The sequence below is a fragment of the Amycolatopsis sp. NPDC003865 genome, from assembly GCF_053605345.1.
On record NZ_JBSGJA010000011.1, the window covers coordinates 246,814 to 272,185 of the forward strand.

23 protein-coding genes and 1 tRNA gene are annotated in these 25,372 nt (G+C 71.9%); 11 read left to right on the forward strand and 13 right to left on the reverse strand.

The genetic code is table 11. From position 1 onward, the window contains the following. Positions 1-7 precede the first annotated feature (7 nt). Complete coding sequence (locus ACWEVP_RS26250; RefSeq protein WP_452065280.1) at positions 8-1,093, forward strand: ArsA family ATPase; 1,086 nt, start codon at positions 8-10, stop codon at positions 1,091-1,093. A gap of 82 nt (positions 1,094-1,175) precedes the next feature. On the opposite strand, the gene ACWEVP_RS26255 is transcribed toward ACWEVP_RS26250, so the two are convergent. Continuing rightward, positions 1,176-1,472 (reverse strand): WhiB family transcriptional regulator, encoded by a 297-nt coding sequence (locus ACWEVP_RS26255; protein WP_329054225.1) that lies wholly within the window; start codon positions 1,470-1,472, stop codon positions 1,176-1,178. A 343-nt stretch (positions 1,473-1,815) separates the two neighbouring features. Between ACWEVP_RS26255 and ACWEVP_RS26260 the strand changes: the two genes are divergently transcribed. Further along, positions 1,816-3,993 carry a transglycosylase domain-containing protein gene (locus ACWEVP_RS26260; protein ID WP_452065191.1) on the forward strand — a complete coding sequence of 726 codons (2,178 nt, stop codon included), beginning with the start codon at positions 1,816-1,818 and terminating at the stop codon, positions 3,991-3,993. A 42-nt stretch (positions 3,994-4,035) separates the two neighbouring features. Here the strand turns inward: ACWEVP_RS26260 and ACWEVP_RS26265 are convergent, their stop codons facing one another. Next, positions 4,036-5,769: a protein kinase domain-containing protein gene (locus ACWEVP_RS26265; protein WP_452065192.1), complete on the reverse strand. Its 1,734-nt coding sequence runs from the start codon at positions 5,767-5,769 to the stop codon at positions 4,036-4,038. A gap of 119 nt (positions 5,770-5,888) precedes the next feature. Between ACWEVP_RS26265 and ACWEVP_RS26270 the strand changes: the two genes are divergently transcribed. Next, positions 5,889-6,869, forward strand: coding sequence for a metallophosphoesterase (locus ACWEVP_RS26270; RefSeq protein ID WP_452065193.1), 981 nt, complete (start codon positions 5,889-5,891; stop codon positions 6,867-6,869). 29 nt (positions 6,870-6,898) lie between these two features. Beyond that, a tRNA-Pro gene (locus ACWEVP_RS26275) sits at positions 6,899-6,972 on the forward strand. 128 nt (positions 6,973-7,100) lie between these two features. Here the strand turns inward: ACWEVP_RS26275 and ACWEVP_RS26280 are convergent. Next, positions 7,101-7,865, reverse strand: a complete 765-nt coding sequence (locus ACWEVP_RS26280; protein WP_452065194.1) for a methyltransferase domain-containing protein — start codon at positions 7,863-7,865, stop codon at positions 7,101-7,103. A 39-nt stretch (positions 7,866-7,904) separates the two neighbouring features. On the opposite strand from ACWEVP_RS26280, the gene ACWEVP_RS26285 reads away from it, so the two are divergent. Further along, positions 7,905-9,755, forward strand: a complete 1,851-nt coding sequence (locus ACWEVP_RS26285; protein WP_452065195.1) for a prolyl oligopeptidase family serine peptidase — start codon at positions 7,905-7,907, stop codon at positions 9,753-9,755. A 66-nt stretch (positions 9,756-9,821) separates the two neighbouring features. On the opposite strand, the gene ACWEVP_RS26290 is transcribed toward ACWEVP_RS26285, so the two are convergent. Genes ACWEVP_RS26290 through ACWEVP_RS26315 form a run of 6 tightly spaced genes read right to left on the reverse strand, consistent with a single transcriptional unit; the run spans position 9,822 to position 14,898 of the window. Then, complete coding sequence (locus ACWEVP_RS26290; protein ID WP_086679218.1) at positions 9,822-10,007, reverse strand: tautomerase family protein; 186 nt, start codon at positions 10,005-10,007, stop codon at positions 9,822-9,824. A 14-nt stretch (positions 10,008-10,021) separates the two neighbouring features. After that, positions 10,022-11,059 carry a GNAT family N-acetyltransferase gene (locus ACWEVP_RS26295; protein WP_452065196.1) on the reverse strand — a complete coding sequence of 346 codons (1,038 nt, stop codon included), beginning with the start codon at positions 11,057-11,059 and terminating at the stop codon, positions 10,022-10,024. Next, entirely contained in the window at positions 11,053-12,096 is a 1,044-nt protein-coding gene (locus tag ACWEVP_RS26300) for a GNAT family N-acetyltransferase (protein ID WP_452065197.1), read from the reverse strand. Before ACWEVP_RS26300 ends, ACWEVP_RS26295 begins: the two co-directional genes overlap by 7 nt. Then, positions 12,093-13,157: a hypothetical protein gene (locus tag ACWEVP_RS26305; RefSeq protein ID WP_452065198.1), complete on the reverse strand. Its 1,065-nt coding sequence runs from the start codon at positions 13,155-13,157 to the stop codon at positions 12,093-12,095. The genes ACWEVP_RS26300 and ACWEVP_RS26305 overlap by 4 nt, the downstream gene beginning before the upstream one ends. Continuing rightward, on the reverse strand, positions 13,154-14,185 hold the full coding sequence (locus ACWEVP_RS26310) for a GNAT family N-acetyltransferase (protein WP_452065199.1): 1,032 nt from the start codon (positions 14,183-14,185) through the stop codon (positions 13,154-13,156). Before ACWEVP_RS26310 ends, ACWEVP_RS26305 begins: the two co-directional genes overlap by 4 nt. Beyond that, entirely contained in the window at positions 14,182-14,898 is a 717-nt protein-coding gene (locus ACWEVP_RS26315; protein ID WP_452065200.1) for a hypothetical protein, read from the reverse strand. The genes ACWEVP_RS26310 and ACWEVP_RS26315 overlap by 4 nt, the downstream gene beginning before the upstream one ends. Positions 14,899-15,212: 314 nt before the next feature. Between ACWEVP_RS26315 and ACWEVP_RS26320 the strand changes: the two genes are divergently transcribed. Genes ACWEVP_RS26320 through ACWEVP_RS26340 form a run of 5 tightly spaced genes read left to right on the forward strand, consistent with a single transcriptional unit; the run spans position 15,213 to position 21,211 of the window. Next, the gene (locus ACWEVP_RS26320) at positions 15,213-16,223 is read left to right on the forward strand and encodes a glycosyltransferase family 2 protein (RefSeq protein WP_452065201.1); all 1,011 of its coding nucleotides are present in this window, start codon (positions 15,213-15,215) and stop codon (positions 16,221-16,223) included. Further along, positions 16,220-17,461: an ATP-grasp domain-containing protein gene (locus tag ACWEVP_RS26325; RefSeq protein WP_452065202.1), complete on the forward strand. Its 1,242-nt coding sequence runs from the start codon at positions 16,220-16,222 to the stop codon at positions 17,459-17,461. The genes ACWEVP_RS26320 and ACWEVP_RS26325 overlap by 4 nt, the downstream gene beginning before the upstream one ends. Next, entirely contained in the window at positions 17,458-18,705 is a 1,248-nt protein-coding gene (locus ACWEVP_RS26330; protein ID WP_452065203.1) for a hypothetical protein, read from the forward strand. Before ACWEVP_RS26325 ends, ACWEVP_RS26330 begins: the two co-directional genes overlap by 4 nt. Before the next feature lie 17 nt (positions 18,706-18,722). Continuing rightward, positions 18,723-20,522, forward strand: coding sequence for a carbamoyltransferase family protein (locus tag ACWEVP_RS26335; protein WP_452065204.1), 1,800 nt, complete (start codon positions 18,723-18,725; stop codon positions 20,520-20,522). Then, positions 20,519-21,211 carry a hypothetical protein gene (locus ACWEVP_RS26340; protein ID WP_452065205.1) on the forward strand — a complete coding sequence of 231 codons (693 nt, stop codon included), beginning with the start codon at positions 20,519-20,521 and terminating at the stop codon, positions 21,209-21,211. The genes ACWEVP_RS26335 and ACWEVP_RS26340 overlap by 4 nt, the downstream gene beginning before the upstream one ends. Here ACWEVP_RS26340 and ACWEVP_RS26345 read toward each other — a convergent pair. Continuing rightward, on the reverse strand, positions 21,177-21,803 hold the full coding sequence (locus ACWEVP_RS26345) for a TIGR03085 family metal-binding protein (protein ID WP_452065206.1): 627 nt from the start codon (positions 21,801-21,803) through the stop codon (positions 21,177-21,179). The genes ACWEVP_RS26340 and ACWEVP_RS26345 overlap by 35 nt on opposite strands. 74 nt (positions 21,804-21,877) lie before the next feature. Between ACWEVP_RS26345 and ACWEVP_RS26350 the strand changes: the two genes are divergently transcribed. Next, positions 21,878-22,939: an NADH:flavin oxidoreductase/NADH oxidase gene (locus ACWEVP_RS26350; protein ID WP_452065207.1), complete on the forward strand. Its 1,062-nt coding sequence runs from the start codon at positions 21,878-21,880 to the stop codon at positions 22,937-22,939. Here the strand turns inward: ACWEVP_RS26350 and ACWEVP_RS26355 are convergent. From ACWEVP_RS26355 to ACWEVP_RS26365, 3 genes are all read right to left on the reverse strand, one after another. After that, positions 22,936-24,324: a glutamate decarboxylase gene (locus ACWEVP_RS26355; RefSeq protein WP_452065208.1), complete on the reverse strand. Its 1,389-nt coding sequence runs from the start codon at positions 24,322-24,324 to the stop codon at positions 22,936-22,938. The genes ACWEVP_RS26350 and ACWEVP_RS26355 overlap by 4 nt on opposite strands. Positions 24,325-24,397: 73 nt before the next feature. Further along, positions 24,398-24,874 (reverse strand): Dps family protein, encoded by a 477-nt coding sequence (locus ACWEVP_RS26360; RefSeq protein WP_452065209.1) that lies wholly within the window; start codon positions 24,872-24,874, stop codon positions 24,398-24,400. A 40-nt stretch (positions 24,875-24,914) separates the two neighbouring features. After that, on the reverse strand, positions 24,915-25,337 hold the full coding sequence (locus ACWEVP_RS26365; protein WP_285457651.1) for an organic hydroperoxide resistance protein: 423 nt from the start codon (positions 25,335-25,337) through the stop codon (positions 24,915-24,917). Positions 25,338-25,372 lie beyond the last annotated feature (35 nt).

A 25,372-nucleotide genomic window follows, 5' to 3' on the forward strand; every position in this document is an offset into this window, starting at 1 on the left:
CGACGCGATGCTCGACGACCCGGAGAGCCGCGTGATCGTCTGCTGCGGGTCCGGCGGCGTCGGCAAGACCACCACGGCCGCGGCGCTGGCCCTGCGCGCGGCCGAGCGCGGGCGGCAGACGGTGGTGCTGACCATCGACCCCGCGCGGCGGCTCGCCCAGGCCCTCGGCCTGCGCGAACTCGGCAACCACCCGAAGCAGGTGCAGGTCGACGGGTTCGAACCCAAGGGCGAGCTGTGGGCGATGATGCTCGACATGCGCCGCACGTTCGACGACATGGTGCGCGTGCACGCCGGCCCCGAGCGGTCCGAAGCGCTGCTGAAGAACCCCTTCTACCAGACCATTTCCACGTCGTTCTCCGGCACGCAGGAGTACATGGCGATGGAGAAGCTGGGCCAGCTCGCGGCGACCGGCGACTGGGACCTGATCATCGTGGACACCCCGCCGAGCCGGTCCGCTTTGGACTTCCTGGACGCGCCGACGCGGCTGTCGTCCGCTTTGGACGGCCGGATGATCCGGCTCCTGACGGGCCCGGCGAAGGCCGGCGGCTGGGGGCTGCGCAAGGTCGTCAACGCGGGGTTCTCGATGTTCGCCAAAGCGGTCTCGACGATCATCGGCGGCCAGCTGCTGACCGACGCCTCGGCGTTCATGCAGGCGTTCGACAGCATGTTCGGCGGCTTCCGCGAGCGCGCCCGCAAGACGGCGGAGCTGCTGCGTTCCTCCGGGACGTCGTTCCTCGTGGTGGCCGCGCCGGAGCCGGACGCGCTGCGCGAGGCGTCCTACTTCGTGGAGCGGCTGTCGTCGGAGTCGATGCCGCTGGCCGGGCTGATCGCGAACCGGACGCACCCGGTGCTGGCGTCGCTGTCCGGCGCGGAGGCGCTCGCGGCGGCCGAGAACCTGCAGAACGCCCCGCTGGCCGAAGCGGTGCTGCGGCTGCACGCGGACCGCGTCGACCTGGCCGCCCGCGAGGAGCGGCTGCTGGCGCGGTTCACCCGGGCCCACCCCGAGGTGGCGCTGGCCAGGGTGCCCGCGCTGGCCGGTGACGTGCACGACCTCGACGGCCTGCGCGACATCGGCGTGAAGCTGGCCGGTTGAGCCGGCTCCCGAGGTGAGCCGGCCCGGTAAGTGAAGCGCCGTGGGTGACGCGGCGGCAGGGCCGCGCCACCCACGGCCGGCCTCAGCCGACCTCGACCCGCTCCTCCGCGTCCCTCTTGGCCGCTTCGAGCAGGTCAGCCCAGCTCACCACGTCGGGGCGGCGGCGAAGCAACGCCCGCCGCTCCCGCTCGGTCATGCCTCCCCACACGCCGAAGTTGATCCGGCCGTCGAGTGCTTCGGCGAGGCATTCCGTCCGGACCGGGCAGCCCATGCAGACCGCCTTGGCCCGGTTCTGCTCCGCGCCCCGGACGAACAGGCCGTCCGGGTCGGCGTCCCGGCAGGACGCGTTGATTCGCCAGCTCGACTGGTTGGTTTCCATACCCCCAGCTCCCTACCCTGGTGATCGACGCACCAGCGGGGAAAGGCACTGCGCTCCTTGCCCCCGCGAGCGTGTCTCCCTCTGCTCACGTCGGTTCCCGGGCACCTCCCCGGTGCCGGTGCCGCCGTCCGGACCAGGCGAGCTCCCACCCGCGTTGATCCATCCGTCGGCTTTTCTTCGTGAGACGTTGACGGACTGTAGGGGCCCTCGGTTCCCCCCGTCGAGACCCAGGATGCCTTCCGTTACCAGATGTCACCGAAGGGGGTCGGTTTTGTCACTGAATTCACACCCTCGGAGACACGGCGTCACCGGCGCCCCACGCGCCCCGGGTAGCCTGGCCCTCGTGCGAAAAGCGGATGGTTTGTTCAAGCTCATCGGCCTCTGTCTGCTCGCGGGGGTGCTCGTCGCCGGCATGCTCTTCCCGGTCGTGGGGGCCGCCGGCGTCATGTCCAACCAGGCCAGCGAGACGGTGGAGAAGACCTCCTCCGACCTCGCCGACATCCCGCCGCCCCTGGTGACGACGGTCACCGACAGCACCGGCAAGCCGATCGCGACCCTGTACGACCAGTACCGGCTGCCGATCAACGAGAACCAGATCAACGAAGCCATGAAGTGGGCGCTGGTCTCGGTCGAGGACAAGCGGTTCTACGACCACCACGGCGTCGACTGGCAGGGCACGCTGCGCGCGGCGGTCAGCAACAGCACGGGCGCCGACACGCAGGGCGCCTCGACGCTGACCCAGCAGTACGTCAAGAACTACCTGATCAACGTCGTCTACCGGAACGACCAGGTCGGCCAGAAGAAGGCCCAGGAGCAGTCGATCGCCCGCAAGCTCAAGGAAGCGCGGATCGCGATCCAGCTCGAGACGAAGCTGACCAAGCAGCAGATCCTCGCGGGCTACCTGAACATCGTCGAGTTCTCCCGCCAGATCTACGGGATCGGCGCCGCCGCGCACGCGTACTTCGACACCACGCCGGAGAAGCTCACCGTGCCGCAGGCCGCGCTGCTGGCCGGGCTGGTGAACAACCCGATCAACAACGATCCGTGGAAGCACGCGGACAAGGCGACCGCGCGCCGCAACCTGGTGCTCGACCGGATGGTGGAGAACAAGAAGCTGGCCAAGGCCGACGCCGACCGCTTCAAGGGCGAGCCGCTGGGCGTCGTGCCGGACACCCCGGCGAAGCCCGCGGCCAACTGCATCGGCGCGGGGCCGGAGTCCGGGTTCTTCTGCCAGTACGTCGAGGACTACCTGCTCAAGGCGGGCGGGATGACGAAGGACCAGCTCTACACCGGCGGTTACACGATCAAGAGCACGCTGGACGAGCGGGCCAACCACGAGGCGAAAGTCTCGGCGGAGACGCAGGTCGGCAAGACCCAGAAGTACGTCGCGAACACACTGTCGCTGGTCAAACCGGGTAAGGACCGGCACGAGGTGGTCGCGCTGGCCGCGAACCGCGACTACGGCCAGAACCAGGACGCCGGGCAGACGACGTACGCACTGCCGACGGGTGTCTACAACACCGGTGGCGCGGGGTCGACGTACAAGATCTTCACGTCGGCCGCGGCGATGGAAAAGGGCGTCGCGGGGATCTACTCGCCGGTGATCGTGCCGGACACCTACACTTCGCACGTGTTCACCGGCGGTGGCAAGAGCTGCCCGCCGACCGGACCCCCGTTGAACTCCAAGTGGTACTGCGTCGGCAACGCCGGTGACTACAGCCGGATCGCCCAGGGCGCGACCCTGCAGACGGCCCTCGCGACCTCGCCGAACACCGCGTTCGTCGCGATCGAGGACCAGCTGGGCAGCACCGCTCCGGGCATCGACATGGCGAAGCGGCTCGGCATGCGCGACACGATGGCGAGCAACATCGGCGGCGGGACGGTCGACCCGAAGTCCGAGGACGGCGCCAAGAACACGAGCCAGGCGGAGGCCTACGGGCCAAACGGCCGCAGCCCGGGCTACGGCGCGTTCACCCTGGGCTTCAGCCCGCTGAGCGGCCTGGAGCTGGGCAACGTCGCCGCGACGATCCTGTCCGGCGGCGTCTGGTGCCCGCCGACGCCGATCGCCGCGGTGACCGACCGCAACGGCCAGCCGGTGCCGATCAAGGAAGCGCCGTGCGAGCAGGCGGTGCCCGAAGGCCTGGCGAACACCCTCGCGGTCGGCATGAGCAAGGACGACCAGCCGGGCGGCACGTCGGCCGGCGCGGCGGGGGCGGCCGGCTGGAACCGGCCGATGATCGGCAAGACGGGCACGACGCAGGGCAACGTCTCGGCGACGTTCGTCGGTGGCACCCCGCAGCTGGCGGGCGCGGCGATGACGTTCAAGTTCGGCGGCGGCCAGGGCGGCATCTGCGACGGCAACGCACCGGGAACGGTCCGGGTCTGTCCCACCGGCAACATCTTCGGTGGCAAGGCCCCGGCCCGGACGTGGTTCGGCGCCATGAAGAACATCATGGAAGGCCAGCCGGTCCTGCCGCTACCGCAACCGGATCCGCAGTACATGGGCGGTGGCGCAAGGTAGCTTGCGCTGAAGAAGGGCCCGCGGGGAACCGCGGGCCCTTCTTCAGCTCTGCGGCATCTCCGACAGGATCTCGGTGTTCCACCACTGGTAGAGCTTGTCGAGCTCGTCGTTGTCCGTGACCTTGGTGGACAGGAGGATCCCGGCCACCAGGTTCTTCTTCTCCGTCCAGACCAGCTGGGCCGGGTCGCCGAGGAAGCACGTCAGGTACTCGCCCGGGACCGGGTTCGGGACCTCCGCGCGGTAGTACGTCCCCCAGATCTTCGGGTACTTGTCCGGCCGGCACGCGCCCTGGGCGTCGTTGCGGGTGAGCCCCTGGGTCTTCACGACGTCCTGGAAGAACGCGTCCATCGCCGCCGCGTCCGCGAAGCGCAGGAACCTCGCCCCGGTCGGCTGCTGGAACACCACGTTGCCGATCTTGACGTCGCCGACGTTGGAGTCCGTGCACTCGGCCGCCGCGGCCGTTCCGGGCGGCGCCTTCGCGGGCACGCACGTGTACTGCCGGTAGACCGCGGGAAGCGCGGCGAACAGCTTCTCGTCGGCGGCCGGTTTCGATTCCGAAGTGGACGGTGGGGTCGTGGTTCCCGAAGTCGTCACGGGCGACGGCGGCGGGGAGCTGGTGACCGTCACCGGCGGCGTCGGTCCGGGGCCGCCCGTCTGCACCGCCTTGTCCCTGGCCACCACGTACGTGATCACCAACGCGACCACGACGACCCCGGCCAGCGCGGCGCACAGCGCGATCCACCGGTTCCGCTGGGACTTCGGCGGGCGGCCGGGCTGCGGCCGGACCGGGGCCGGGACGCCGCGCGGCCCGGTCGGCGGACCCGCGTACGTCCCGGTCGGCGGACCCGCGTACGTCCCCGTCGGCGGGCCGCCGTAAGGCGCGGTCGGCATCGGCATCGGGCGCGGCGGGGTCAGCGGCGCCGGGGCCGGCGTGGTGTGCTGCCACGTCGGCATCGGCGGTGCCGGCACGGCGAGGGCGCTCCGGACGGCGTCGGCGAACGCCTTCGCCGTCGGGTAGCGGTCGGCGGGGTTCTTCGCCATCCCGCGCGCCACCACCGCGTCCAGCGCCGGCGGCAGTCCCGGCCGTTCCTGCGACGGCACCGGCGGTGCCGCGGTCAGGTGCGCGCCCATCTGCGCGGCCGCGCCCTCCGCCGGGAACGGGCGCCGCCCGGTGAGGCACTCGAAGAACACGCACGCGAGCGCGTAGACGTCGACGAGCCCGGTGATCGGCGCGTCCCCGAAGCGTTCGGGCGCCATGTAGTCGAGCGTGCCGATCACGTTGCCGGTGCCCGTGATCGACGTCCCTTCGGCGGTCATCGACCGCGCGATGCCGAAGTCCACGAGGTACACGAAGTCCGCGCTCGTCACCAGCACGTTGGACGGCTTGACGTCCCGGTGCACCAGGCCGTCCTCGTGGGCGGCGTCGAGCGCGCCCGCGACCTGCTCGACGATCCCGGCCGCCCTGGCCGGCTCGAGCGGCCCGTCCGCCAGGAGTTCCTTCAGGTCCTTGCCTTCGACGAGCCGCATGTCGAGGTACAGGCGGCCGTCGATCTCGCCGTAGGCGTGGATCGGGATCACGTGCGGTTCGCGCAGCCGCGCGACGATCTGCGACTCGCGGCGGAACCGCGCGCGGAAGGCCTCGTCCGCGATGAACGGATCGGACAACAGCTTCAGCGCGACGACGCGGTCGTGCGCGGTGTCGTAAGCGCGGTGGACCTCGCCCATGCCGCCACGGCCGAGCAGGCCCTCGATCCGGTACGGCCCGAACTGCTCCATCGTTCTCCCCAAGCCCCCCGGCTTGAACACCCTTCTCCGGGCCGACGCAAATGCTAAGCGGCAGGTTCCCCGGAACGGCGGCGAGTTCACCCAACCGTTGAGCACGTATCCTGGACTTCGTGAGCACGCTCAGTAACACAAGCACGTCGGGGGCGACCGCGAAGCGCCTCGCCGCGGGGACGGTGGCGCTCGGTGTCGCGACCCTCGGTTACGCCGTCGGCATCGAACGGCGCCACTGGACCCTGCGCACCGCCGAGCTCCCGGTGCTCGCGCCGGGGTCGCGGCCCTTCACGATCCTGCACGTCTCGGACCTGCACATGCTGCCGGGCCACCGCAGCAAGCAGCGCTGGGTCGCCGCGCTCGACGAACTGAACCCGGACCTCGTCGTCAACACCGGCGACAACCTGTCGCACCGGACGGCGGTCCCGTCCGTGCTGCGCGCGCTGGGGCCGCTGCTCGACCGGCCCGGCCTGTTCGTCTTCGGCAGCAACGACTACTACGCGCCCAAGCCCAAGAACCCGGCCCGGTACCTGATGCCGAAGGGCAAGAAGAAGCGCATCCACGGCGTCCAGCTGCCGTGGCGTGACCTGCGCGCGGCGTTCGTCGAGCACGGCTGGACGGACCTGACGCACGTCCGCCGCACGATCGACGTCGGCGGCCAGGCGGTGTTCGCGGCCGGCGTCGACGACCCCCACCTGCGGCGCGATCGCTACCCCGACATCGCGGGCCCGGCCGACAGCGGCGCGGCGGTCCGCCTCGGAGTGACGCACTCACCGGAGCCGCGGGTCCTCGACACGTTCGCCACGGACGGTTACGACCTGGTCCTGGCGGGCCACACGCACGGCGGCCAGCTCCGGCTCCCGGGGTACGGCGCCCTGGTCACGAACTGTGAGCTGGATCGCAGCCGCGCACGGGGCGCCTCGCGGTGGGGAGCGCACATGTGGCTGCACGTTTCGGCCGGCCTGGGGACGTCGCCGTGGGCGCCGGCGCGGTTCGCGTGCCCGCCCGAGGCCAGCTTGTTGACCCTGGTCCCGCGCGGCTCGGGGTCGCCGAAGTCGCGTAAGACGGCCCCCCGAAAAGCCCGCGACACCGTCCGCTAGACTTCTCCACGACCCGTTAAGCAGTACCTCGGGGTGTGGCGCAGCTTGGTAGCGTGCCTCGTTCGGGTCGAGGAGGTCGTGGGTTCGAATCCCGCCACCCCGACGAGAGCGCCGAGAGGGCCGGTGTGTTGGCGGAAAACGCCAACCATGCTGGCCCTCTCGGTGTTTTTTGGGGTCGAACCCCAAACCCCGCCGGGCGGCTTCGCCCCCGGACCCCCGCGCGCGTCCCGGCTATCGCGTCGCCGTCACCTCGACCCAGCACTGGCTGAAATCACCGTCGCCGCCGCGGGTCCACATCCAGGCCGAGCGGGCCGCGCTTGCCAGCTGGTCGCGGTCGCGCCCCTCCTCCCTGAGCGCCGCCTCCAACCGCGACTCCACGTACTTCGCCAGGTCGCGGTAGCTCATGTCCGAGCGGTAGCGGGCTCTCGACACCACGTCCGTGAACCCCGCCGCCGCACACTGGTCGGCGATCACCCGGCCCGCGAACGGGTTGCCGCCCGCCTGGCGGCGCAGCAGGTAGTGCCCTCTCAGCGCCGCGTCGACGTTCGCCGTCTTCGGGCGCAGCCTCGCCTTGCTCCAGTCCGATGTGGACAATGCCAGTCTGCCGCCGGGGCGAAGCACCCGGCGCAGTTCCGCCAGCGCGTCCAGCGGCCGGGCGAGGTGTTCGAACAACGCGTGCGAAAACGCCACGTCCACACTGCCGGACGCGAACGGCAGGTCGTACGCCGACGCCACCACGAAGTCCACTGTGGACCTGCCCGCTCGGCGGGCGGCGGCCCGGGCGAGCTCGACCTGACCCGCGTCGAGGTCGACCCCGGTGACGCGGGACTCGGCCGCCAGCCCGAGGGTGATCGAGCCCGGGCCGCAGCCGAGGTCGACCACCCACATCCCCGGTGCGAACAGCGGCTGGGCGAACGTCGCGCGCTCCGCCGCCGTGCGCGCGGACATCATCGAAACCGCGTCTCGCCCGTAGCCCGGCGCGTAACCCTCCAGCACCCCGCACACAGTACGGCCAGAAGGTGGCAGGATCGAGGGGTGAGCACGCAGTCAGCGAACCAATACCCGCCCGCGGTGGTCCCGGACCGGCTGTTCGACGACGCCGAAGCCGAGAACCGCTGGCGCGCCCGCTTCCACGCCCCGCGCATCTCCACCCCCGACTGGGCCCGTGACGCGCCCGACGCCAACATCTACGTCTCGAACGCCAGCGGCGTCTGGGAGGTCTACGCCTGGAACCGCGCGACCGGCGAGCACCGCCGCGTCACCGACCGGCCGAACGGCACCCTGCACGCGACGCCGTCCCCGGACGGCGCGTGGATCTGGTGGTTCGACGACACCGACGGCGACGAGTTCGGCTCCTGGGTGCGCGAGCCCTTCGCCGCGACCGAGGGCAGCGAGCCCGAAAAGGCCGTGCCGGACGTCCACGACGGCTACCCGGCCGGCCTCGAGATCGGCGTGAACCTCGTCGCGGTCGGCGTCTCGACCGACGACGGCAGTGAGCTGTTCGCCCGCATCGGCGGCGAGACGAAGCGCTTCTACAGCCATTCCGACGACGCCGGCATCGCGTCGCTCTCCCGCGACGAGAGCCTGATCGCGATCTCCCACTCCGAGCACGGCGACTCGCGCCACCCCGCCCTGCGGGTGCTCGCCACCGACGGGTTCGGGACCGTCGCCGAGAAGTGGGACGGCGAAGGCAAGGGCCTGTCCGCCCTCGAGTTCTCCCCGCTGCCCGGCGACCAGCGCCTGCTGGTGCTGCACGAACGCCGGGGCCGCGAGGAGCTGCTCGTCTGGGACGTTCGCGAGGACACCGAGACCGAGATCGAGCTGGACCTGCCCGGCGAAGTCGTCGCGGGCTGGTACCCGGACGCGCGCGCCCTGCTCGTCGTCCACTTCCACGAAGGCCGCAGCTCGTTGTACCGCTACGACCTCGACTCGGCCGAACTGTCCTCTGTGGACACCCCGGCCGGGCGCATCGGCGGCGCGGGCGTCCGTCCGGACGGGACGGTCGAGTACTCGTGGTCCAGCGCCGCCGAGCCGGCCGCGGTCCGGGCGCGCACCACCGACGGCGCCGACTCGGTGCTGCTCGAGCCGCCGGGCGAGCGCGCGCCGGGGTCGGAGCCGGTGACCGACGCGTTCGTCGAAGGCGTCGGCGGGCGGATCCACGCGCTGGTCTCGCGGCCGCCGGGCGCGCCGGAGGGCCCGCTGCCCACGGTGTTCTCCCTGCACGGCGGCCCGCACGCGGCCGACGAGGACCGCTTCTCCGCGTATCGGGCGACCTGGCTGGACGCCGGGTTCGCCGTGGTCGAGGTCAACTACCGCGGCTCGACCGGGTACGGCTCGGCCTGGCGCGACGCCATCGAGGGCCGGCCCGGGCTGACCGAGCTGGAAGACGTCGCCTCGGTGCACGACTGGGCCGTCCAAAGTGGACTCAGCGACCCGGCCAAGTGCGTCGTGAACGGGGCTTCGTGGGGCGGCTACCTGTCCCTGCTCGCGCTCGGCACGCAGCCGACGCGGTGGGCGGCGGGCGTCGCCGGGGTGCCGGTGGCGGACTACGTCGCCGCGTACGAGGACGAGATGGAGCAGCTGCGCTCGTTCGACCGCGCGCTGTTCGGCGGCTCACCGGAGGACGTGCCGGCGGTGTACCGGGAGTGCTCGCCGCTCACGTACGTCGACGTCGTGACGGCGCCGGTGCTCGTGCTGGCCGGCGACAACGACCCGCGCTGCCCGATCCGCCAGATCGAGAACTATCTCGACCGCCTCGGCGGCCGCGACCTGCACCACGAGTTCTACCGCTACGACGCGGGCCACGGCTCGCTGGTGATCGCGGAGACGATCAAGCAGACGTCGATCGAGGTCCACTTCGCGCTGCGGGCCCTCGGCCTGCGCTGACACACCCCGCACTTTCACGTGAAAGTGCCGCCCCCAGGGCCGCACTTTCACGTGAAAGTGCGTGCGTCAGCGGTCGGAATGCAGGACGCCGCCGGTGGCCCAGTGGTCGGCGCCGATCTCGACGAGCGTCACCTGGACCCCCTCCGGCTTGCCGCCGCAGGTGCGGATGAACGCGTCGGTCAGCTCCCGGACCAGGGCGCTCTTCTGGGCGGGCGTGCGGCCGGGGAACATGGCAACGCTGATCATCGGCATGGCGGCTCCTGCTGCTAGACGGGTCGCCGCGAAGCTAGCACCGGGACGGCCGCCGCGTACTGCGGGACGAGCCGTGCCCCGAGCGTCGCCTTCATCTCCGTCATCTTCTTGCCGAACACCACCGACGCGCGCCCGGTCGCGATCGCCCAGCGCACCGCCTCGCCGTAGAAGTGGAAGTACAGGTTCGGGCGGCCGCCGTCCGCCGGTGGCAGCGCACCCCAGTGCCGGGCGATCGGCAGGTCCGGGTGGTCGAGCAGGGTCGCCACCGCGAGCAGCCGGCCGGTCCCGGTGTCGCGGTACTCGATCACCTGCACGTCCGGCTGCCGCAGCAACGCCGTCAGGTAGCCGGTGAAGTGCGGCAGCGGCACGATCGGGACGTCGTGGTGCTTGCGCTCGTTGTGCCGCAGCACCTCGGCGACGGCGACCGGGTCGGACTCCTTCCCCGGGACGAACCGCACCTCGACCGACGGGTCGGCCTCGAAGGTCCGGAAGATCTTGCGCAGGTTCTGCTTCCGCTTGCGGGCCAGGGAGTTCATCCAGTCGTCGCGGGAGCCGAACCGCGCGACGTCGAGCACCGCGACGTCCTCGGTCCGCCGGACCAGCCGGAACCGGCCGCCGACGACGGGCACGCCGGACTCGCCGACCTGCCGGACGAGCAGGCCGCCCAGCCCGCGGCCCAGCTCGGCGCGCATCGCCGGGACGTAGCACTCCAGCAGCTTTCCGACGCCGCCGTCGTCACCCGCGTCCGCGAACCACCAGCCGGGCTGCGATCCCGCGCCGGGCCCGCGGACGTCGAGGCCGCCGAGCCGGCCGCGGCCTGGCCCGGTGAACCGGTGCCGCCGCGTGCGGCCGGTGACCCAGGCCGCGCTGACCACCCCGCGGGGCTCGGTCCCTTCGCGCAGCACGGTCACCGGCTGCGGGGTCCGCGCGGCCCAAGCCTGGGTGGAAAGGACCTCCCAGCTCCAGTCGGCCCGCAGGCCGGCGCGTTCGCGCAACGCCGTCCAGTAGGCCGGTTCCGGGTCGTGGCGCGGGTCGAGCACGTCGATCACCACCGGGTCACCGGCCTCGGCACGACCACGCCGAGCACCGGGCTCGGCGTGAACCCCAGCGAGGTCTTGAGGTCGGTGACCCCGCGGCCCAGCGACAGGAACTTCCGGTTGTGCTCGATCATGTGCCGCACTCCCCGCACGACGACGTCGAAGTAGAGGTGCTTCGGCCGCCCGTCCGCCGGCGGCAGTGCGGCCCAGTGCTGGTGCAGCGGCATCACCGGGTGGTCGAGCAGGTCGGTGAAGGCGAGCAGGCGGCCGCGGTCGTCGTGGTAGGTCGTGGTGACGACGTCGGGGCGGCGGACGAGCTCACCGAGGTACTCGGCGGTGACCGGGCCGCGCTGGTCGAACTTCACCGGGCCCTTCAGGTCGCGGTGGGCCCGCAGCATCGCCGCCAGCTCCGCCGGGTCGAGGTCGTCGCGGGCCGTTCCGGCGCGGACGACGAGCCCGGGGTCGGCGGCGATCTTGCGGATCTGGCCGCGCAGGCTCGAGCGCCGGTTGCGGCTCAGCGACGCGAGCCAGCCTTCGAGGTCGCCGAAGGTGTTCTCCAGCACCAGGGTCGGGTTGATCTCGCGAACCAGCCTGCCGCGCCCGGACACCAGCCCGGCCTCGGCCGGGGGGACCGCGCGGTACACCACGCCGAGGCAGCCGGGGCCGGTGCGCCGGCAGGCCGCGCGTTCGAACCGGCGCAGGATCTCGCGGCGCGCGGCCGCGTCGAGCCCTTCGGCGAACAGCCAGGCCGGGTAGGCCGACAGCCAGGCGTGCTGGACCTCCAGCCAGCGCGGCCCCCACCGGGCCAGGCCGCCGACCGGACCGGGGTCCGACGACGACGTGGGCCGGCAGACCATCGCGAGCACCGCCGCGACGAGGTCCGCGCCCTCGGTGACCACGGTCAGCAGGTAGGGGCTGCGCGACGGCCGCGACTCGGTGCACAGCAGCGAGTAGTCCCAGGTCAGCGGGGCCTGCTGGGCTTCGAGGAACGCCTTCCAGCCGGCGGGCTCGGGATCGGTGCGCGGGTCGAGCACCCGGATCGAGAACGTCATCGGCCCAGCACCGGCCTCGGTGCGGCCACCGAGTACAGGCTGCGCTTGCCGAAGCCCAGCGCCGTCTTCTCCGGCAGCATGGCGCGGCCCGCGGTCAGTTCGGGCCTGCGTCCGGCGATCATGTGCGCCACGCACCGGGCGTAACAGTCGACATAGAGCCCCTTCCGGCCCCCGGCCGCGCTCGGGAGCGCCGCCCAGTGGTGCACCGCGCACCCGGTTTCGTGGTCGATCATGGTGTTGAAGCCGAGCAGCCTGCCGGTTACGTCCCGGTAGGTGCGGGTCAGCACGTCCGGTCGCCGGACGAGCGCGTCGAGGTAGGCGGGGGCGATCGGGCTGCGGGTGTCCAGGTGCAGCCCGCCGATCCGCGACCGCTGGCCGCCCGCCCAGGCGCGCTCGTCCTGCCGCGTCCGGTGGGCGTTGAGCAGCACGGCCAGTTCGTGCGGGTCGAGGTCGGTGCGCCCGAACCCCGCCTCGGTGGCGACGTCCGGGTTCAGGTACCGGCGGACCTCCGGGGCGAGCGAGGCCGCCCATTCGTCCACAGTGGAATAGCGGTTGACCAGCACCGCGGCGGGATCGATCTCGCGCGCCACCCGCCCGCGCCCCTCGAGCGCGGGCACCAGCCCCGGGTCCATCGCGCGGTAGACGACGCCGAGCAGGCCGGGGCCGACGTGCGCCCGCAGCGCGCGCTCGAACTCGCGGATCGCCGCGTGCCGGCCGGTGAACGCCTCGTCGAACACGCACGCGGGGTAGCCGCTCAGCAGCGGGAGGTAGACCTCGGCCCAGCGCGGCCGCAGGCGCCCGCCGGTCACCGGCCCGAACGCCCGTCCTCCCCAGCCCCGGCACACCATCACCGCCAACGCGCCCACGATCCGGCCACCCGCCCGGACGACGGCGAGCACCGGCGGGTTCTTCGCCAGCCAGGCCTCCCGCCGGAGCAGCTCGTAGTCCCACACCGGCGGCAGGCACCGCGCCCGGAACGCGTCCCACCCCTCCGGCCGCGGATCGGTCCGGGGATCGTGGACGTCCACTTGCGACACCGCGGTCGTCGTCGGCGCGCTCATCGGCCCAGCACCGGCCTCGGCACCGCGGCCGTGTACACCGGCCGCGGCCGGAACCCCAGCTCCTGCTTGAGCTCGATCATCCCCCGCCCGGCCGACAGCTCCTTCGCCCGCCGCCGTGCGGTGAAGCGGACGGCGCGGACGTAGGAGTCGAAGTACAGCCACCGCTTGCCGCCCGCCGTGGGCGGCAGCGCGGCCCAGTGCTGCAGGACCGGGGTGTCGGGGTGGTCGAGCAGGGTCTGCACCGCGAGCAGCCGCCCGTCGGTGCCGGTGTAGGTCAGCGTGTGCACGTCCGGCCGCCGGACGAACCGGTCGAGGAACGTCGACGACGGCATCGTGCGCGTGTCCAGGGCGATCCGGCCGTACCGGTCGCGGTGCTGCCGGATCAGCCGGGCCAGCTCGGCTCCGTCGAGGTCGGTGCGGGCGGGGCCGCCGCGCACCACCAGGGTGGTGTCCTCCGCCAGCCGCCGGCGCTGGCGCCGCAGCCCGGCGCGGCGGGACTTCGACAGCGTCGCGATCCAGTCCTCTTCGGACTCGAACCGGTTCTCCAGCACGGCCACCGGGTCAACGCGCTTGACCAGCCGCCCGCGGCCACCGAGCCCGCCGGCGAGGTCCTCGCCGATCGCGCGGTAGACCACGGCGATCAGCCCGGGGCCGAGCAGCCGGGCGGCCTGCCGCTCGAACTCGCGCAGCACCGCGGCCCGGTCGCGGAAACCGGGCGCGAAGACCACCCCGGGGTGACCGCTGAGCCACGGTTGGTAGACCTCGGCCCAGAACGGCCGCAGCAAGCGCTTACCGGGCGGCGGCGCGAACCGCGGGGCCAGCCGGGGCCGGCAGACCAGGACGGACAGCGCGGCGACGACCTCGTTTCCCTCGAGCGCGACGACCAGCAGCTGCGGGTTGCGGGCGCCCCAGGCTTCGAGCGCCATCACGTCGTAGTCCCAGACGGGGTGCACGCGGGCGGCGGCGGCGAACGCGGCCCAGCCCGCGGGCACCGGCTCGGCGCGGGGATCGCGGACCTCGAACCTCATGCGAGGACGACCGGGCTGCCGTGCCGCGGGCAGGGCGCGATCTCGCCGCGCACCCCGCCGGCCGGGATGACGTCGACGAACCGCGGGGACGCCTGGCGCAGCAACGTGAACGCCAGGCCGCCCGCGGTCTCGCGGGCGTAGACGTGCGGCCAGTCGAGGTGCCAGCGCCCGCAGGCGCCGAACGCGCCGAGGTACCCGAGCACCGGGTCGTGCAGCACGCCGTAGGGACCGGCGTCGAGCGAGTCGAGTTCACGGTGCGGCACGGCCTCGACGCGGGAGTCGCCGGTGAACGCGGCGATCGCCTTGTCGTCGCCGACGGCGAGCACGCGGTGGCCGCGGTCGAGCACCGCGGTCACCTCGCGCAGCACCGACGCGCCCGGCGCGTCCGGCGCGTCCGGGTCGGCGACGCAGCCCCGCACGCCCTTCAGCAGGTCGGCGGGCGGACGCAGGTCGTCCGGCCCCAGGAGGACGACCAGGTCGCCGGGCCGTGGCTGACGTGCCGTCCGCAGCACCCGGCCGAGCCCGCGCGCGGGCTCGGTCCGTGGCGCGCCCCCGGCGAGCGGGACGAGGTCGACCAGGTGGTGCACCGCTTCCGCGAGGGGTACCGCGCCGCCGTTCGTCCCGGTGCGCCCGGGCACCACCACCGGGTCCTCCCGGCCGTCGAGCGCCCAGCGCTCGCGGTAGAACGGCACCGTCGCGAACGCCGAGCGCACCGCCCGTGCGTAAGCCGCGCGCCAAACAACCCCCGCCCCCAGATTCCACATGGCCGGGGAGTCTGCGTCATCGACGCCCCGCGGGGAAGGACTTCTCCGTCAGGACACCCCGAATGCCGGATGGGTTACTACTTTGGTCTGGGTCTGAACGGAGGAATTCGTAGACCTGCCGTCGCACAACAACGATCCGTCTGCTTATAACTCCGCAACACCGCATATCGGCAAGCGGGCTTACCGGATCCGTCTGGGGGATTCATGATCGTCATTCACACTGTCCGTGACCGCGCGGACACAAAACCGCTCCGGCGGCGGAGATGACCGCCCCTTTCCCGGGGCCTGCCCAAAGTGGACTCACCGTAGTCATCCCGTGCTTCAACGAAGTCGACAACATCGGACCGTCCTATCGGGAAATAACCAACGAACTCGGCCACTATTCACTGGAATTGTTCTTCGTCGACGACGGGAGCGCCGACGGGACTCTGGACAAGATCCGCGAGCTCGCGACAAACGACCCGCGAGTGCGGTTCGTGTCCTTTTCACGGAACTTCGGTTTCGAGGCCGCTTTCTCGGCCGGCTACCGCTACGCGTCGCAGCCGTGGATCCTGCACGTCGACGCCGACCAGCAGTTCCCCGCGGCCGAGGCGGAGAAGCTGATCGCCGCGGCCGCGCAGGGCAACGACGCCGTGTTCGGCGTCCGCACCAACCGCCAGGACCCGCGGCTGCGGCGCTGGGGCACCGCGGCCTTCCACTTCCTCGGCAGGCGGGTGCTGCGCATCGAGATTCCGCCGGGCGCCACGGCGTTCCGGCTGGTGCGCGCGGAGCTGGCCCGCAAGATCGTCGACCTGCGGCTCGGCACGCCGTACTTCCTGGCCACCGTGCCCCGGCTGACCAGCCGGTACACCTGCGTCCAGGTGGCGCACCGGGCCCGGGAGCGCGGTGAGTCCAAAGTGGGCTTCGGGTTCCTGGCTTCGCACGCCATCGAACTGTTCGTGGGGTTCACCCGCAGGCTCACGACGGCGGCTTCCGCGACGGCCCTGCTGGCCGCGGGGATCGCCGTGCTCGCCGGCGGCGCGGCGGCGTTCGGCCTGCTCGGCGCCGGCGCGACGGCCACGCTGCTGTTCGCGCTGCTCGCGGTGCTGCTGCTGGTGGCCTCGCTGACCGTGCGCTACCTCGTCGTGGTCGGCGCGGGCCAGCCGCGGCCGCGGCAGTTCTACGTCCGGGAGGCGAACATCGTCGTCGCCCCCGAGGACCGGCTCTTCACCCCGGCGGACCCGGCGGGTCCCCGGCTCATCGATGTGCAACTGGGGAAAGGCGTTTCAGCGTGACGAGATCCGAGAAGGACCCCGCGAGAACCCTGGTGATCCTGGGGGGCGCGGACGGTTCGGTCAGCACGTACGAGCGGGCGCGGGAACTGGGGTTCCGCACGATCTGCGTGGACATCCGGCCCGGCGCGCCGGCCGTGGCGCTCGCCGACGAGTTCCTGCAGGTCAGCGTCCGGGCGCCGGAGCAGATCGCGGCGGCGCTGGAGGGCCGCCGCGACCTCGCCGGCGTGCTGTGCCCGGCCAGCGACGTCGGCCTGCCCGCCCTGGCGTGGCTCACCCGCCACTGGGGCCTGCCGGACCCGCTGCCCGAGTACGCGGTCCGGGCGTCGACGGACAAGTCCGTCTTCCGCGCGCTGTGCGACCACCTGGGCCTGCCGAGCTACCGCAGCGTCGCCGGCCGGCCCGGCCCGGAGCTCGTGCACGCCGCCCAGCAGCTGCGGTTCCCCACGCTGGTCAAGCCGGTCGACTCCTCCGGCAGCCGCGGGGTCGTCGCGTGCCCCGGCCCCGGCCTGCTGAGCAAGGCGTTCACCGAGTCGCTCGCGTTCTCGCCGTCCGGCCGGCTGGTCGTGGAGGAGCACCTCGACGGCTCGCACTTCACCATCGAGGCGCTGGTCGTCGACGGCCGGATCGTCTTCCACGCCGTCACCGAACGCGTGCTCACGCCGCCGCCGTTCTTCGTGACGTCGTCGCACCTGCTGCCCGGCGAACTGCCCGCCGACGTCGAGCTGGGCCTGATCGATGCCCTCGACCGGATCTGCACCGAGCTCGGCTACCGGACCGGGCCGCTGACGCTGGACGCCGTGCTCGGCCGGGACGGGCAGCTGTACCTGGTCGAGATGGGCGCGCGGATGGGCGGCAACGGGCTCGCCGAGGCGATCGCGCACTGCCACGGCGCCGACCTGATCGGCGCCGGGATCGCCGCCGCCACCGGCGGCGAGGTGGCGCTCGACCTGCACGAGCCGAGGCCGACCCTGGTGCACATCCTCGCGTCCGACCGCGGCGGTCACCTGTCGCGAGTGGACGGTGCCGACGACGTCCGGGCGATGCCGGGCCTGGTCGGCCTGCACCTGTTCGCCGACGAGGGCTCGTTCGTCCGGCCGTACGAGCAGGCGGGCCACAAGCTGGGGTACGTCGTGCTCACCGCCGGTTCGGTGCCGGAACTGCTCGCGTGCGAGAACGCCGTGCGCGGCACGCTGAAGTTCCTGCTCCACGACCAGGACATGGCGGTACCGCTGCCGTGACCGCGCCGTCCGCCGCCCCGCCGGTCGCGGCCCCGCCGCGGCCGGCGGTGGTGCTGCGGCTGCTCGCCGGCCGCGGCGCCTTCCGGCTGGCGGTCCAGCTGATGGGGCTGGTGCTGATCACCGCGTGGGGCGCGCACGACTACGGCCGGTTCGCGAACGCGCTGGGCCTGATGACCTGGCTGAACTTCGTGCCCGCCGCGGCCGAGAAGTCCGCGTTGAAGAGCCTGCCGCGGTTGCGCCGGACCCGGGACGCCGTCGCGGCGCTCGCGGTCCGGCTCGCCGCGGTGCCGGTGCTGCTCGTGCTGGCCGCGACGGCCGTCGCGCTGGTGGCGGCCCCGCGGTCGGCCGCGGCGCTGTACCTGACCGCGGCGGCCTGGTCGATCTCCGGTGGCCTGCTGATGACGGTGTCCGGGTTGCACCGGCTGCGTGAGAAGTCCACTTTGGACGCGCTCGCGTTCACCGCGGGCGCGGTCGTCGTCGGCGTCGTCACGTGCGTGACGTGGGCGGTGCGCTGGCCGCCCGAAACGCACTTGGCGTTGCTGCTCGGCGGGATCCTCGTCATCCTCGGGACTTCGGTGGCCCTGCTGCCGAAGCCGTGGCTGCGCGGCGGCGGCGTGCCGGGGCACCGGCTGCTGCCCGCGTTCGGCCGCAGCACCGTCCTGCTCGGACTGACCGAACTGCTCGACGTCATCGCGACGTCGGTGGTGTTCGCCGTCCTCGCGCTGTCCGGCCGGACCACCGACAGCGGCCCGTTCTACCTGGCGCTGCTGGCGTCGAGCGCGTTCTGCTCGCTGCTGTACTACCAGCTCAAGCTGCACCAGCCGACGGCGTCGCGGCGGCTGCGCGGCACCGGCGCGGCGGCCGGCCGGGCCCGCGCGATCAGCCTGCTGAAGCTGGTCGAACGCGCGGGCATCGCGGTCGTCGTGCTGCTGGCCGCGGGTCTCGCCATCCCCGGGACCCGCGGCCCGCTCACCGCCGGAGACGCCTACGTCGTCCTCGGGGTGCTCGTCGTCGCCGAGACCGCGTTGTACGCGGTCGGGCTGTACGCGGGCTTCCTCATCGAGAACACCAACAGCAAGGTGCTGACGCTGACGTCCGGCACCGCCGTCCTCTCGCTCGCCGCCACCGCCGTCGCCGCGGCGGTGCTCGTCCCCGCCCTCGGGCCGGTGGGCGGGTTCGCCGCGCTCGTCCTCGCCCTCGCCGTGAAGGCCGCCGTCCTGCGACGCCTGGTCCGCCGACGCTGAACCACTGGGAGAAAGTCATGTACGTACTGGGCATCAGCCGGGTCCACGACTCGGCCGCGGCACTCGTGCGCGACGGCGAAATCATCGCCTTCGCCGAAGAGGAACGCTTCACCCGCGTCAAGCACGACGGCGGTTTCCCCGCCGAAGCCATCAAGTTCTGCCTGGAGCGCGGCGGGATCACCCTCGCCGACGTCGACCACGTCGCCTACTACTGGCAGCGCTGGAAGGAGGGCATCCACGCGGCCAAGGTGTTCGCGCGCTACTTCCCCGGCACGCTCGACGTCTTCCGCAACGCCAACGGCGACGAGGGCGGCAAGTCGGCGGGCATGGTCGACACCTTCCTGACCGGCGGCGGGAAGGGCCACGACGACTACCACGTCGGCGGGGCGGTGCTGGCCCACATCAAGCGGTCCTACACGCTCGCGAACGACGTCAAGGAGGCCGCCGGCTGGACCGGGCCGACGAAGTTCAAGACCCACCTCGTCGACCACCACCGCGCGCACGCGGCCAGCGGCTACTTCATCTCGCGGTGGGACGAGTCGGCGGTCATGACCTTCGACGGCATCGGCAGCGACGGCACGGCCACGTACCTCGCGCACGGCCGCGGCGACAAGATCGTCGACCTGCGGCGGATCAAGTTCCCGCACTCCCTCGGCGCGATGTACGCCGGGGTCACCGGTTACCTCGGCTTCTACCCGACCCGCGACGAGGGCAAGATCATGGGCCTCGCACCGCTGGGCGAGGACACCTACGTCGACGCGTTCAAGCAGCTGATCCACCTCGACGACGACGGCGGTTTCGAGCTCGACCTGAGCTGGTTCGGCCACCACCGCACCGGCAAGCACGTGATGGCGAAGAAGTTCACCGACACCTTCGGCCCGGCGCGGCCGAAAACCCGCGTCACGGCGTCGAATCCCGTTCCCCAGCACTACTGCGACATCGCGTACGCGCTGCAGGTGACACTGGAAGAGGCGGGCCTGCACCTGGCCCGGTGGCTGCAGCGCGAGACGGGCTCGAAGCGGCTGTGCGTGGCCGGCGGGGTCGCGCTCAACAGCGTCATGAACGGGCGGATCCTGCTGGAGACGCCGTTCGAGGACTTCTTCGCCCAGCCCGCCGCGGCCGACGACGGCTGCGCGCTCGGCGCGGCGCTGGACGTCTCGGTCGCGAAGTACGGCAAGCCGCGCCCGCGCGACGGCTACACCTACACCGGCCCCGACTACACCGAAGCCGAGATGGAACTGGCGCTGCAGGACGCCGGCGTCGAGTACCACCGCGTCGACGACATCGCCGCGCACACCGCGGCCAAGATCGCCGACGGCAAGATCGTCGGCTGGGTGCAGGGCCGGATGGAGTGCGGGCCGCGGGCGCTGGGCAACCGCTCGCTCGTCGCCGACCCGCGCGACCCGGAGTCGAAGACGCGGATGAACGAGAAGGTGAAGCACCGCGAGGCCTTCCGGCCGTTCGCGCCGTCGTGCCTGGCGGAGCGGGCGGGCGAGTACTTCGTCAGCGACTACCCGTCGCCGGTGATGCTGCTGGTGTTCGACGTCCTGCCGGACAAACGCGATGAGGTTCCGGCGATCACGCACGTCGACGGGACCGCGCGCGTGCAGACCGTGAGCCGTACCGACAACCCGCTGTACTACCGGATGATCAGCGAGTTCGAGAAGCTGACCGGCGTACCGATGGTCGTCAACACCTCGTTCAACGACAACAACGAGCCGATCGTGGCCAGCCCGGCCGACGCGATCGCGTGCTACCTGAAGACCGACGTCGACGCGCTGGCCCTCGGACCGTTCTGGGTGGAGAAGGAACTGTGACGCTCTTGGAATCGCCCGGCCCGGTCGCCGCCCTGTACCGGCGGCGGCAGTGGCTGTGGCTGGTGGCCGCCGTCCCGGCGGTGGTCACCACGCTGCTGATCATGGTGGTGCTGCCGCCGGACCAGACCTTGGACAACGTCGGCGACTGGGCGTTCAAGCTGTGCCCGTTCGTGTTCGCGGTGCTGACGGTTTCGCTGTTCCCGCGCGGTCGTTTCGGGCCCGCGCTGATCGTGTTCGCCGTGTTCGTCTACATGTCCTATTTGGACACCGAACTGGTGATGCGGGTGCAGGACTTCGCGCGCTCGCCCGACCAGGACTTCCAGCCGGTGTACCAGTTCGAGCTGTTCGTGACGACGTTCATCGTGCTGTTCGCGCTGCTGGCCTACCGCCTCGGCGGCGGCCGGACGGCGAACGTGCTCAAGGTCGGGATCGCGTCGATCCTGGTGGTCATCTCGGGGGTCAACGACCTGACGTTCTGGGCGCTCAACGACGTCTGGGCGGCGGGCACGAAGCCGACCGAGCTGAAGTGGGCGTCGCACATGATCGTGTTCCTCGGCGGGCCACCGAGCGTGCCGGCCGCGGTCGCGTTCATGGCCGTGCACCTGGTGCTGGCCGCGATCGTCGTGGCGTTGCCCGTGGGCCGGTGGGTGTCAGTCAGAGTCCACGGTTCACGGCCTGAAGCTTCGTGACGGCGGCCGCGTCGCCCTCGAAGTCCAGGTTGACGGCGTCGCGGCCGAACACGAACAGCAGCAGGTCGATCGGTTCGCCGACGACGGTGACCGGGTCGGGCCCGGTCTTGACGGCGGCCTCGCGCCCGTCCTTCGTGCGAAGGGTGACGCCGACGGGCGCCTTGCGGAGGTTGAGCTTGGCGGCCTGCTTCGCGGACTTCCAGGCGGCGGCGTCCCGGGTGGCGTCGGCGGGCCGGGGCTCCCAGCCGGGCTGCGCGCGCCGGACGTCCTCGTGGTGGACGAGGAACTCGGCGGTGTTGGTCAGCTCGTCGAGCGGGCCGACGGCGGTGGGCCAGAACTTCGCCGGCCCCTTCCGGACCTGCTCGACGAGGGTGCCCCAGGGTTTGGCGGCGTAGCGGTCCTGGACCTTCTGCGTGTACCCGGCCAGCGCGGGCACGACGATCCCGGGAGCGGCGTCGGGCCGGTGCTCGCGCACGACGAGGTGCGCGGCGAGGTCCCGGGTGGTCCACCCCTCGCACAGCGTGGGCGCGTCGGGACCGAGTTCGTCGAAGAGGGAGCTCAAGGCCTGGCGTTCGTCAGCAGCGACACCCATGTGGCCGAGGTTACCCGCCGGTACACGCTTCGCGCGACGGGAAGAGACGCCGGGCACGTGTCGTTGATCCGTACGTGAGCCGACTCTTCAGCCCGATCACCGTCCGCGGCCTGACCCTGCCGAACCGCGCGTGGGTGTCACCGATGTGCCAGTACTCCGCCACCGACGGCGTCCCCGGCGACTGGCACCTCGTGCACCTCGGCCAGTTCGCCACCGGTGGCGCCGGGCTCGTCATGACCGAAGCCACCGCCGTCACCTCGGAAGGCCGGATCAGCCCGCAGGACACCGGCATCTGGACCGAGGCCCAGGCCCAGGCGTGGCGGCGGATCGTCGACTTCGTGCACGGCCAGGGCACGGCCATCGGCATGCAGCTCGGTCACGCCGGCCGCAAGGGCTCGGCGCACCGGCCGTGGGAAGGCCCCGGCAGCGTGCCGCCAGAAGAGGGTGGCTGGGAGAGCGTCGGCCCGTCCGCGACGGCGTTCGGCCAGTACGCCACCCCGCGCGAGCTGACCACGGACGAAGTGCGTGCGCTGCCCGAGGCCTTCGCGGAGGCGGCCCGGCGCGCGGCCGACGTCGGCTTCGACGTCCTGGAGCTGCACTTCGCGCACGGCTACCTGGTCCACCAGTTCCTGTCCCCGCTGTCGAACACCCGCACCGACCGCTACGGCGGCGACTTCGAGGGCCGCACCCGGCTGGCGCTGGAGATCGCCGACGCGGTGCGGGCGACGACGAACGTCCCCCTGTTCGCCCGCCTCAGCGCCACGGACTGGACCGACGGCGGCTGGACCGTCGACGACTCCGTCCGGCTCGCGAAGCTCCTGGCCGAGCGCGGGATCGACCTGATCGACACCTCGACCGGCGGCAACACCCCGAACCCGGACATCCCGGTCGGCCCGGGCTACCAGGTCCCGTTCGCCGAGCGGATCCGCGCCGAAGCGGGTCTCCCGACCGGCGCGGTCGGCATGATCACCGACCCGCACCAGGCCGAGGAGATCATCGGCAACGACCAGGCCGACGTGGTGTTCTTGGCCCGCGCACTGCTGCGCGACCCGCACTGGCCGCTGCGCGCGGCCAACGCGCTCGGCGCGGATGTGCCGTGGCCCGACCAGTACGCCCGGGCCAAGTCCTGGCACTAGTGGTGGAAGGCGGTCGCCTTCGCGGGGTCCTTCGGGCGGCCGCCCTCCTTCTCCAGCTCCGGCAGCACCCTCGCGAGGTCGGCCAGCAGCAGGTCCGCCAGGTCGTGGGTGAAGCCGTTGCGGACGACGATCCGCAGGACCGCCAGGTCCGTCCGGTTCTCCGGGAACGTGTACGCCGGCACCAGCCAGCCCCGCTCGCGCAGCCGTCGTGACACGTCGAAGACGTCGAAGCCCGCGTCCGCGCTGGTCGTGAACGCGAACACCGGCAGCTGGTCTCCGCGGGTCAGCAACGAGAACGGCCCGAGCGCCTCGATCCCCGCCGACAAGTGGAGAGCGACGTCGCGCGAAGCCTGCTGCACCGCCCGGAAGCCTTCCCGGCCGAGCCGCACGAACGTGTAGTACTGCGCCGCGACCTCCGCGCCCGGGCGCGAGAAGTTCAACGCGAACGTCGGCATGTCGCCGCCGAGGTAGTTGACGTTGAACACCAGCTCCGACGGGAGCGCGGCCTGGTCGCGCCACACCACCCAGCCGACCCCCGGGTACACGAGCCCGTACTTGTGGCCCGACGTGTTGATCGACGCCACCCGCGGCAGCCGGAAGTCCCACTCCAGGTCCGGGTCGAGGAACGGCGCGACCATCGCGCCCGAAGCGCCGTCGACGTGCATCGGGATGTCCCACCCGGTCCGTTCGGAAAGCGCGTCCAGCGCCGCGGCGATCTCCGCGACCGGCTCGTAGCTGCCGTCGAACGTCGAGCCCAGGATCGCGACCACGCCGATCGTGTTCTCGTCGCAGCGCGCGACCGCTTCCTCGGCGTTCAGGTGGTACCGGTCGCCGTCCATCGGGACCAGCCGGGGCTCGACCTCCCAGTACTCGCAGAACTTCTCCCAGCAGACCTGGACGTTGACGCCCATCACCAGGTTCGGCTTCCCGGTGCGCCCGAGCTTGGACCAGCGCCGCTTCAGCGCCATCCCGGCGAGCATGCAGGCCTCCGACGACCCGGTCGTCGAGCAGCCCATGATGTCCGCCGGGTCCGGGGCGTGCCACAGGTCGGCGAGGATGTTCACGCAACGCCGCTCAAGCTCGGCCGTCTGCGGGTACTCGTCCTTGTCGATCATGTTCTTGTCGACGCACTCGGCCATCAGCTCGCGCGCCTGCGGCTCCATCCACGTCGTGACGAACGTGGCGAGGTTGAGCCGCGCGTTGCCGTCGAGCATCAGCTCGTCGCGCACCAGCTGCAGCGCGGAGTCCGGCGGGAGCGGGTCGTCGCGCAGCTTGTCGTGCGGCATGACGAAGCCCGCCGCGAGCGCCGGGTTCGCCCCGGCGTACATCGGATTCGTCCCGCCGGCGCGGTCCGGGCGGTCGGCTTTCCCCTGATGCAAGACCATGCCACCGAACGTACTGAGCCCGGCAACGCGAAAGGGGCCGTCCCGTCCGGAACGACCCCTTTCGCGCGAAAAATCAAGCCTGCTGGGCCTGCCACATCCAGTGCGCCTCTTCCAGCGCGCGGGTGATCTCGATCAGCAGGTCCTGCGTGACGAGGTCGCTCTTGTCGGTCTCGTCGATGCGGGCGCGCAGCCGCTCGATCAGCTTCGCGAGGATGTCGACGATCGCGGCGACCGTCGACTCGACGGACTGCCAGTTGTCGGGGTACTCGGGCGCGCCCGAGCTCTCGACGACGGTCTTGGCCTTGCCGTTCGGCGAGACGCCGATGGCGTTGGCGCGCTCGGCGACCTCGTCGACGTACTGGCGCGCGGTGTTCACCAGCTCGTCGAGCTGCAGGTGCGCGCTGCGGAAGTTGGCACCGACGACGTTCCAGTGCGCCTGCTTCGCGATGAGGGAGAGATCGACCAGGTCGACCAGCGTGGCCTGCAGGGCGTTGCCGGTGATCTCCTTGTCGGCCTCGGAAAGCGGGCTCTTGATCGGAGACTTGCTCATCTGCGCTGATCCTTTCCTCGTGCTGGTTCGGACCCGGGGGTCAGACGGTGGCGGAAAGCGCGACCTCGATGTTGCCGCGCGTCGCGTTGGAGTACGGGCACACCTGGTGGGCCTGCTCGACCAGCTGGTCGGCCTGCGCCTGCTCGAGACCCGGCAGGGAGACGTTCAGCGCGACGCCGAGGCCGAAGCCGACCTCCTGCTTGAGCACGCTGACCTCCGCGGTGACGGTCGAGCCGTTCAGCGGCACCTTGGCCTGGCGCGCGACCAGCTGCAGGGCGCTGTGGAAGCAGGCCGAGTAGCCGGCGGCGAAGAGCTGCTCGGGGTTGGTCTTGTCTCCGCCGGGGCCGCCCATCTCCTTCGGGATGGCCAGGGACTCGTCGATGACGCCGTCCGACGAGGTCACCTCGCCGTTGCGGCCGTCGCCGCGCGCCGTCGCCACCGCGGTGTAGATCGCCTGACCCATGCTCAGCCTGCCTTCGGTTCCGGACGCTCCACAGC

What these genes read in the sequence shown, in the direction of transcription:
- ACWEVP_RS26310 (WP_452065199.1), bottom strand. Translation starts at nt 14,185, where the DNA reads ATGAGGTTCGAGGTCCGCGATCCCCGCGCCGAGCCGGTGCCCGCGGGC.
- ACWEVP_RS26320 (WP_452065201.1), top strand. Translation starts at nt 15,213, where the DNA reads ATGACCGCCCCTTTCCCGGGGCCTGCCCAAAGTGGACTCACCGTAGTC.
- ACWEVP_RS26255 (WP_329054225.1), bottom strand. Translation starts at nt 1,472, where the DNA reads ATGGAAACCAACCAGTCGAGCTGGCGAATCAACGCGTCCTGCCGGGAC.
- ACWEVP_RS26265 (WP_452065192.1), bottom strand. Translation starts at nt 5,769, where the DNA reads ATGGAGCAGTTCGGGCCGTACCGGATCGAGGGCCTGCTCGGCCGTGGC.
- ACWEVP_RS26360 (WP_452065209.1), bottom strand. Translation starts at nt 24,874, where the DNA reads ATGAGCAAGTCTCCGATCAAGAGCCCGCTTTCCGAGGCCGACAAGGAG.
- ACWEVP_RS26305 (WP_452065198.1), bottom strand. Translation starts at nt 13,157, where the DNA reads ATGAGCGCGCCGACGACGACCGCGGTGTCGCAAGTGGACGTCCACGAT.
- ACWEVP_RS26335 (WP_452065204.1), top strand. Translation starts at nt 18,723, where the DNA reads ATGTACGTACTGGGCATCAGCCGGGTCCACGACTCGGCCGCGGCACTC.
- ACWEVP_RS26300 (WP_452065197.1), bottom strand. Translation starts at nt 12,096, where the DNA reads ATGACGTTCTCGATCCGGGTGCTCGACCCGCGCACCGATCCCGAGCCC.
- ACWEVP_RS26290 (WP_086679218.1), bottom strand. Translation starts at nt 10,007, where the DNA reads ATGCCGATGATCAGCGTTGCCATGTTCCCCGGCCGCACGCCCGCCCAG.
- ACWEVP_RS26355 (WP_452065208.1), bottom strand. Translation starts at nt 24,324, where the DNA reads ATGGTCTTGCATCAGGGGAAAGCCGACCGCCCGGACCGCGCCGGCGGG.
- ACWEVP_RS26345 (WP_452065206.1), bottom strand. Translation starts at nt 21,803, where the DNA reads ATGGGTGTCGCTGCTGACGAACGCCAGGCCTTGAGCTCCCTCTTCGAC.
- ACWEVP_RS26250 (WP_452065280.1), top strand. Translation starts at nt 8, where the DNA reads ATGCTCGACGACCCGGAGAGCCGCGTGATCGTCTGCTGCGGGTCCGGC.
- ACWEVP_RS26365 (WP_285457651.1), bottom strand. Translation starts at nt 25,337, where the DNA reads ATGGGTCAGGCGATCTACACCGCGGTGGCGACGGCGCGCGGCGACGGC.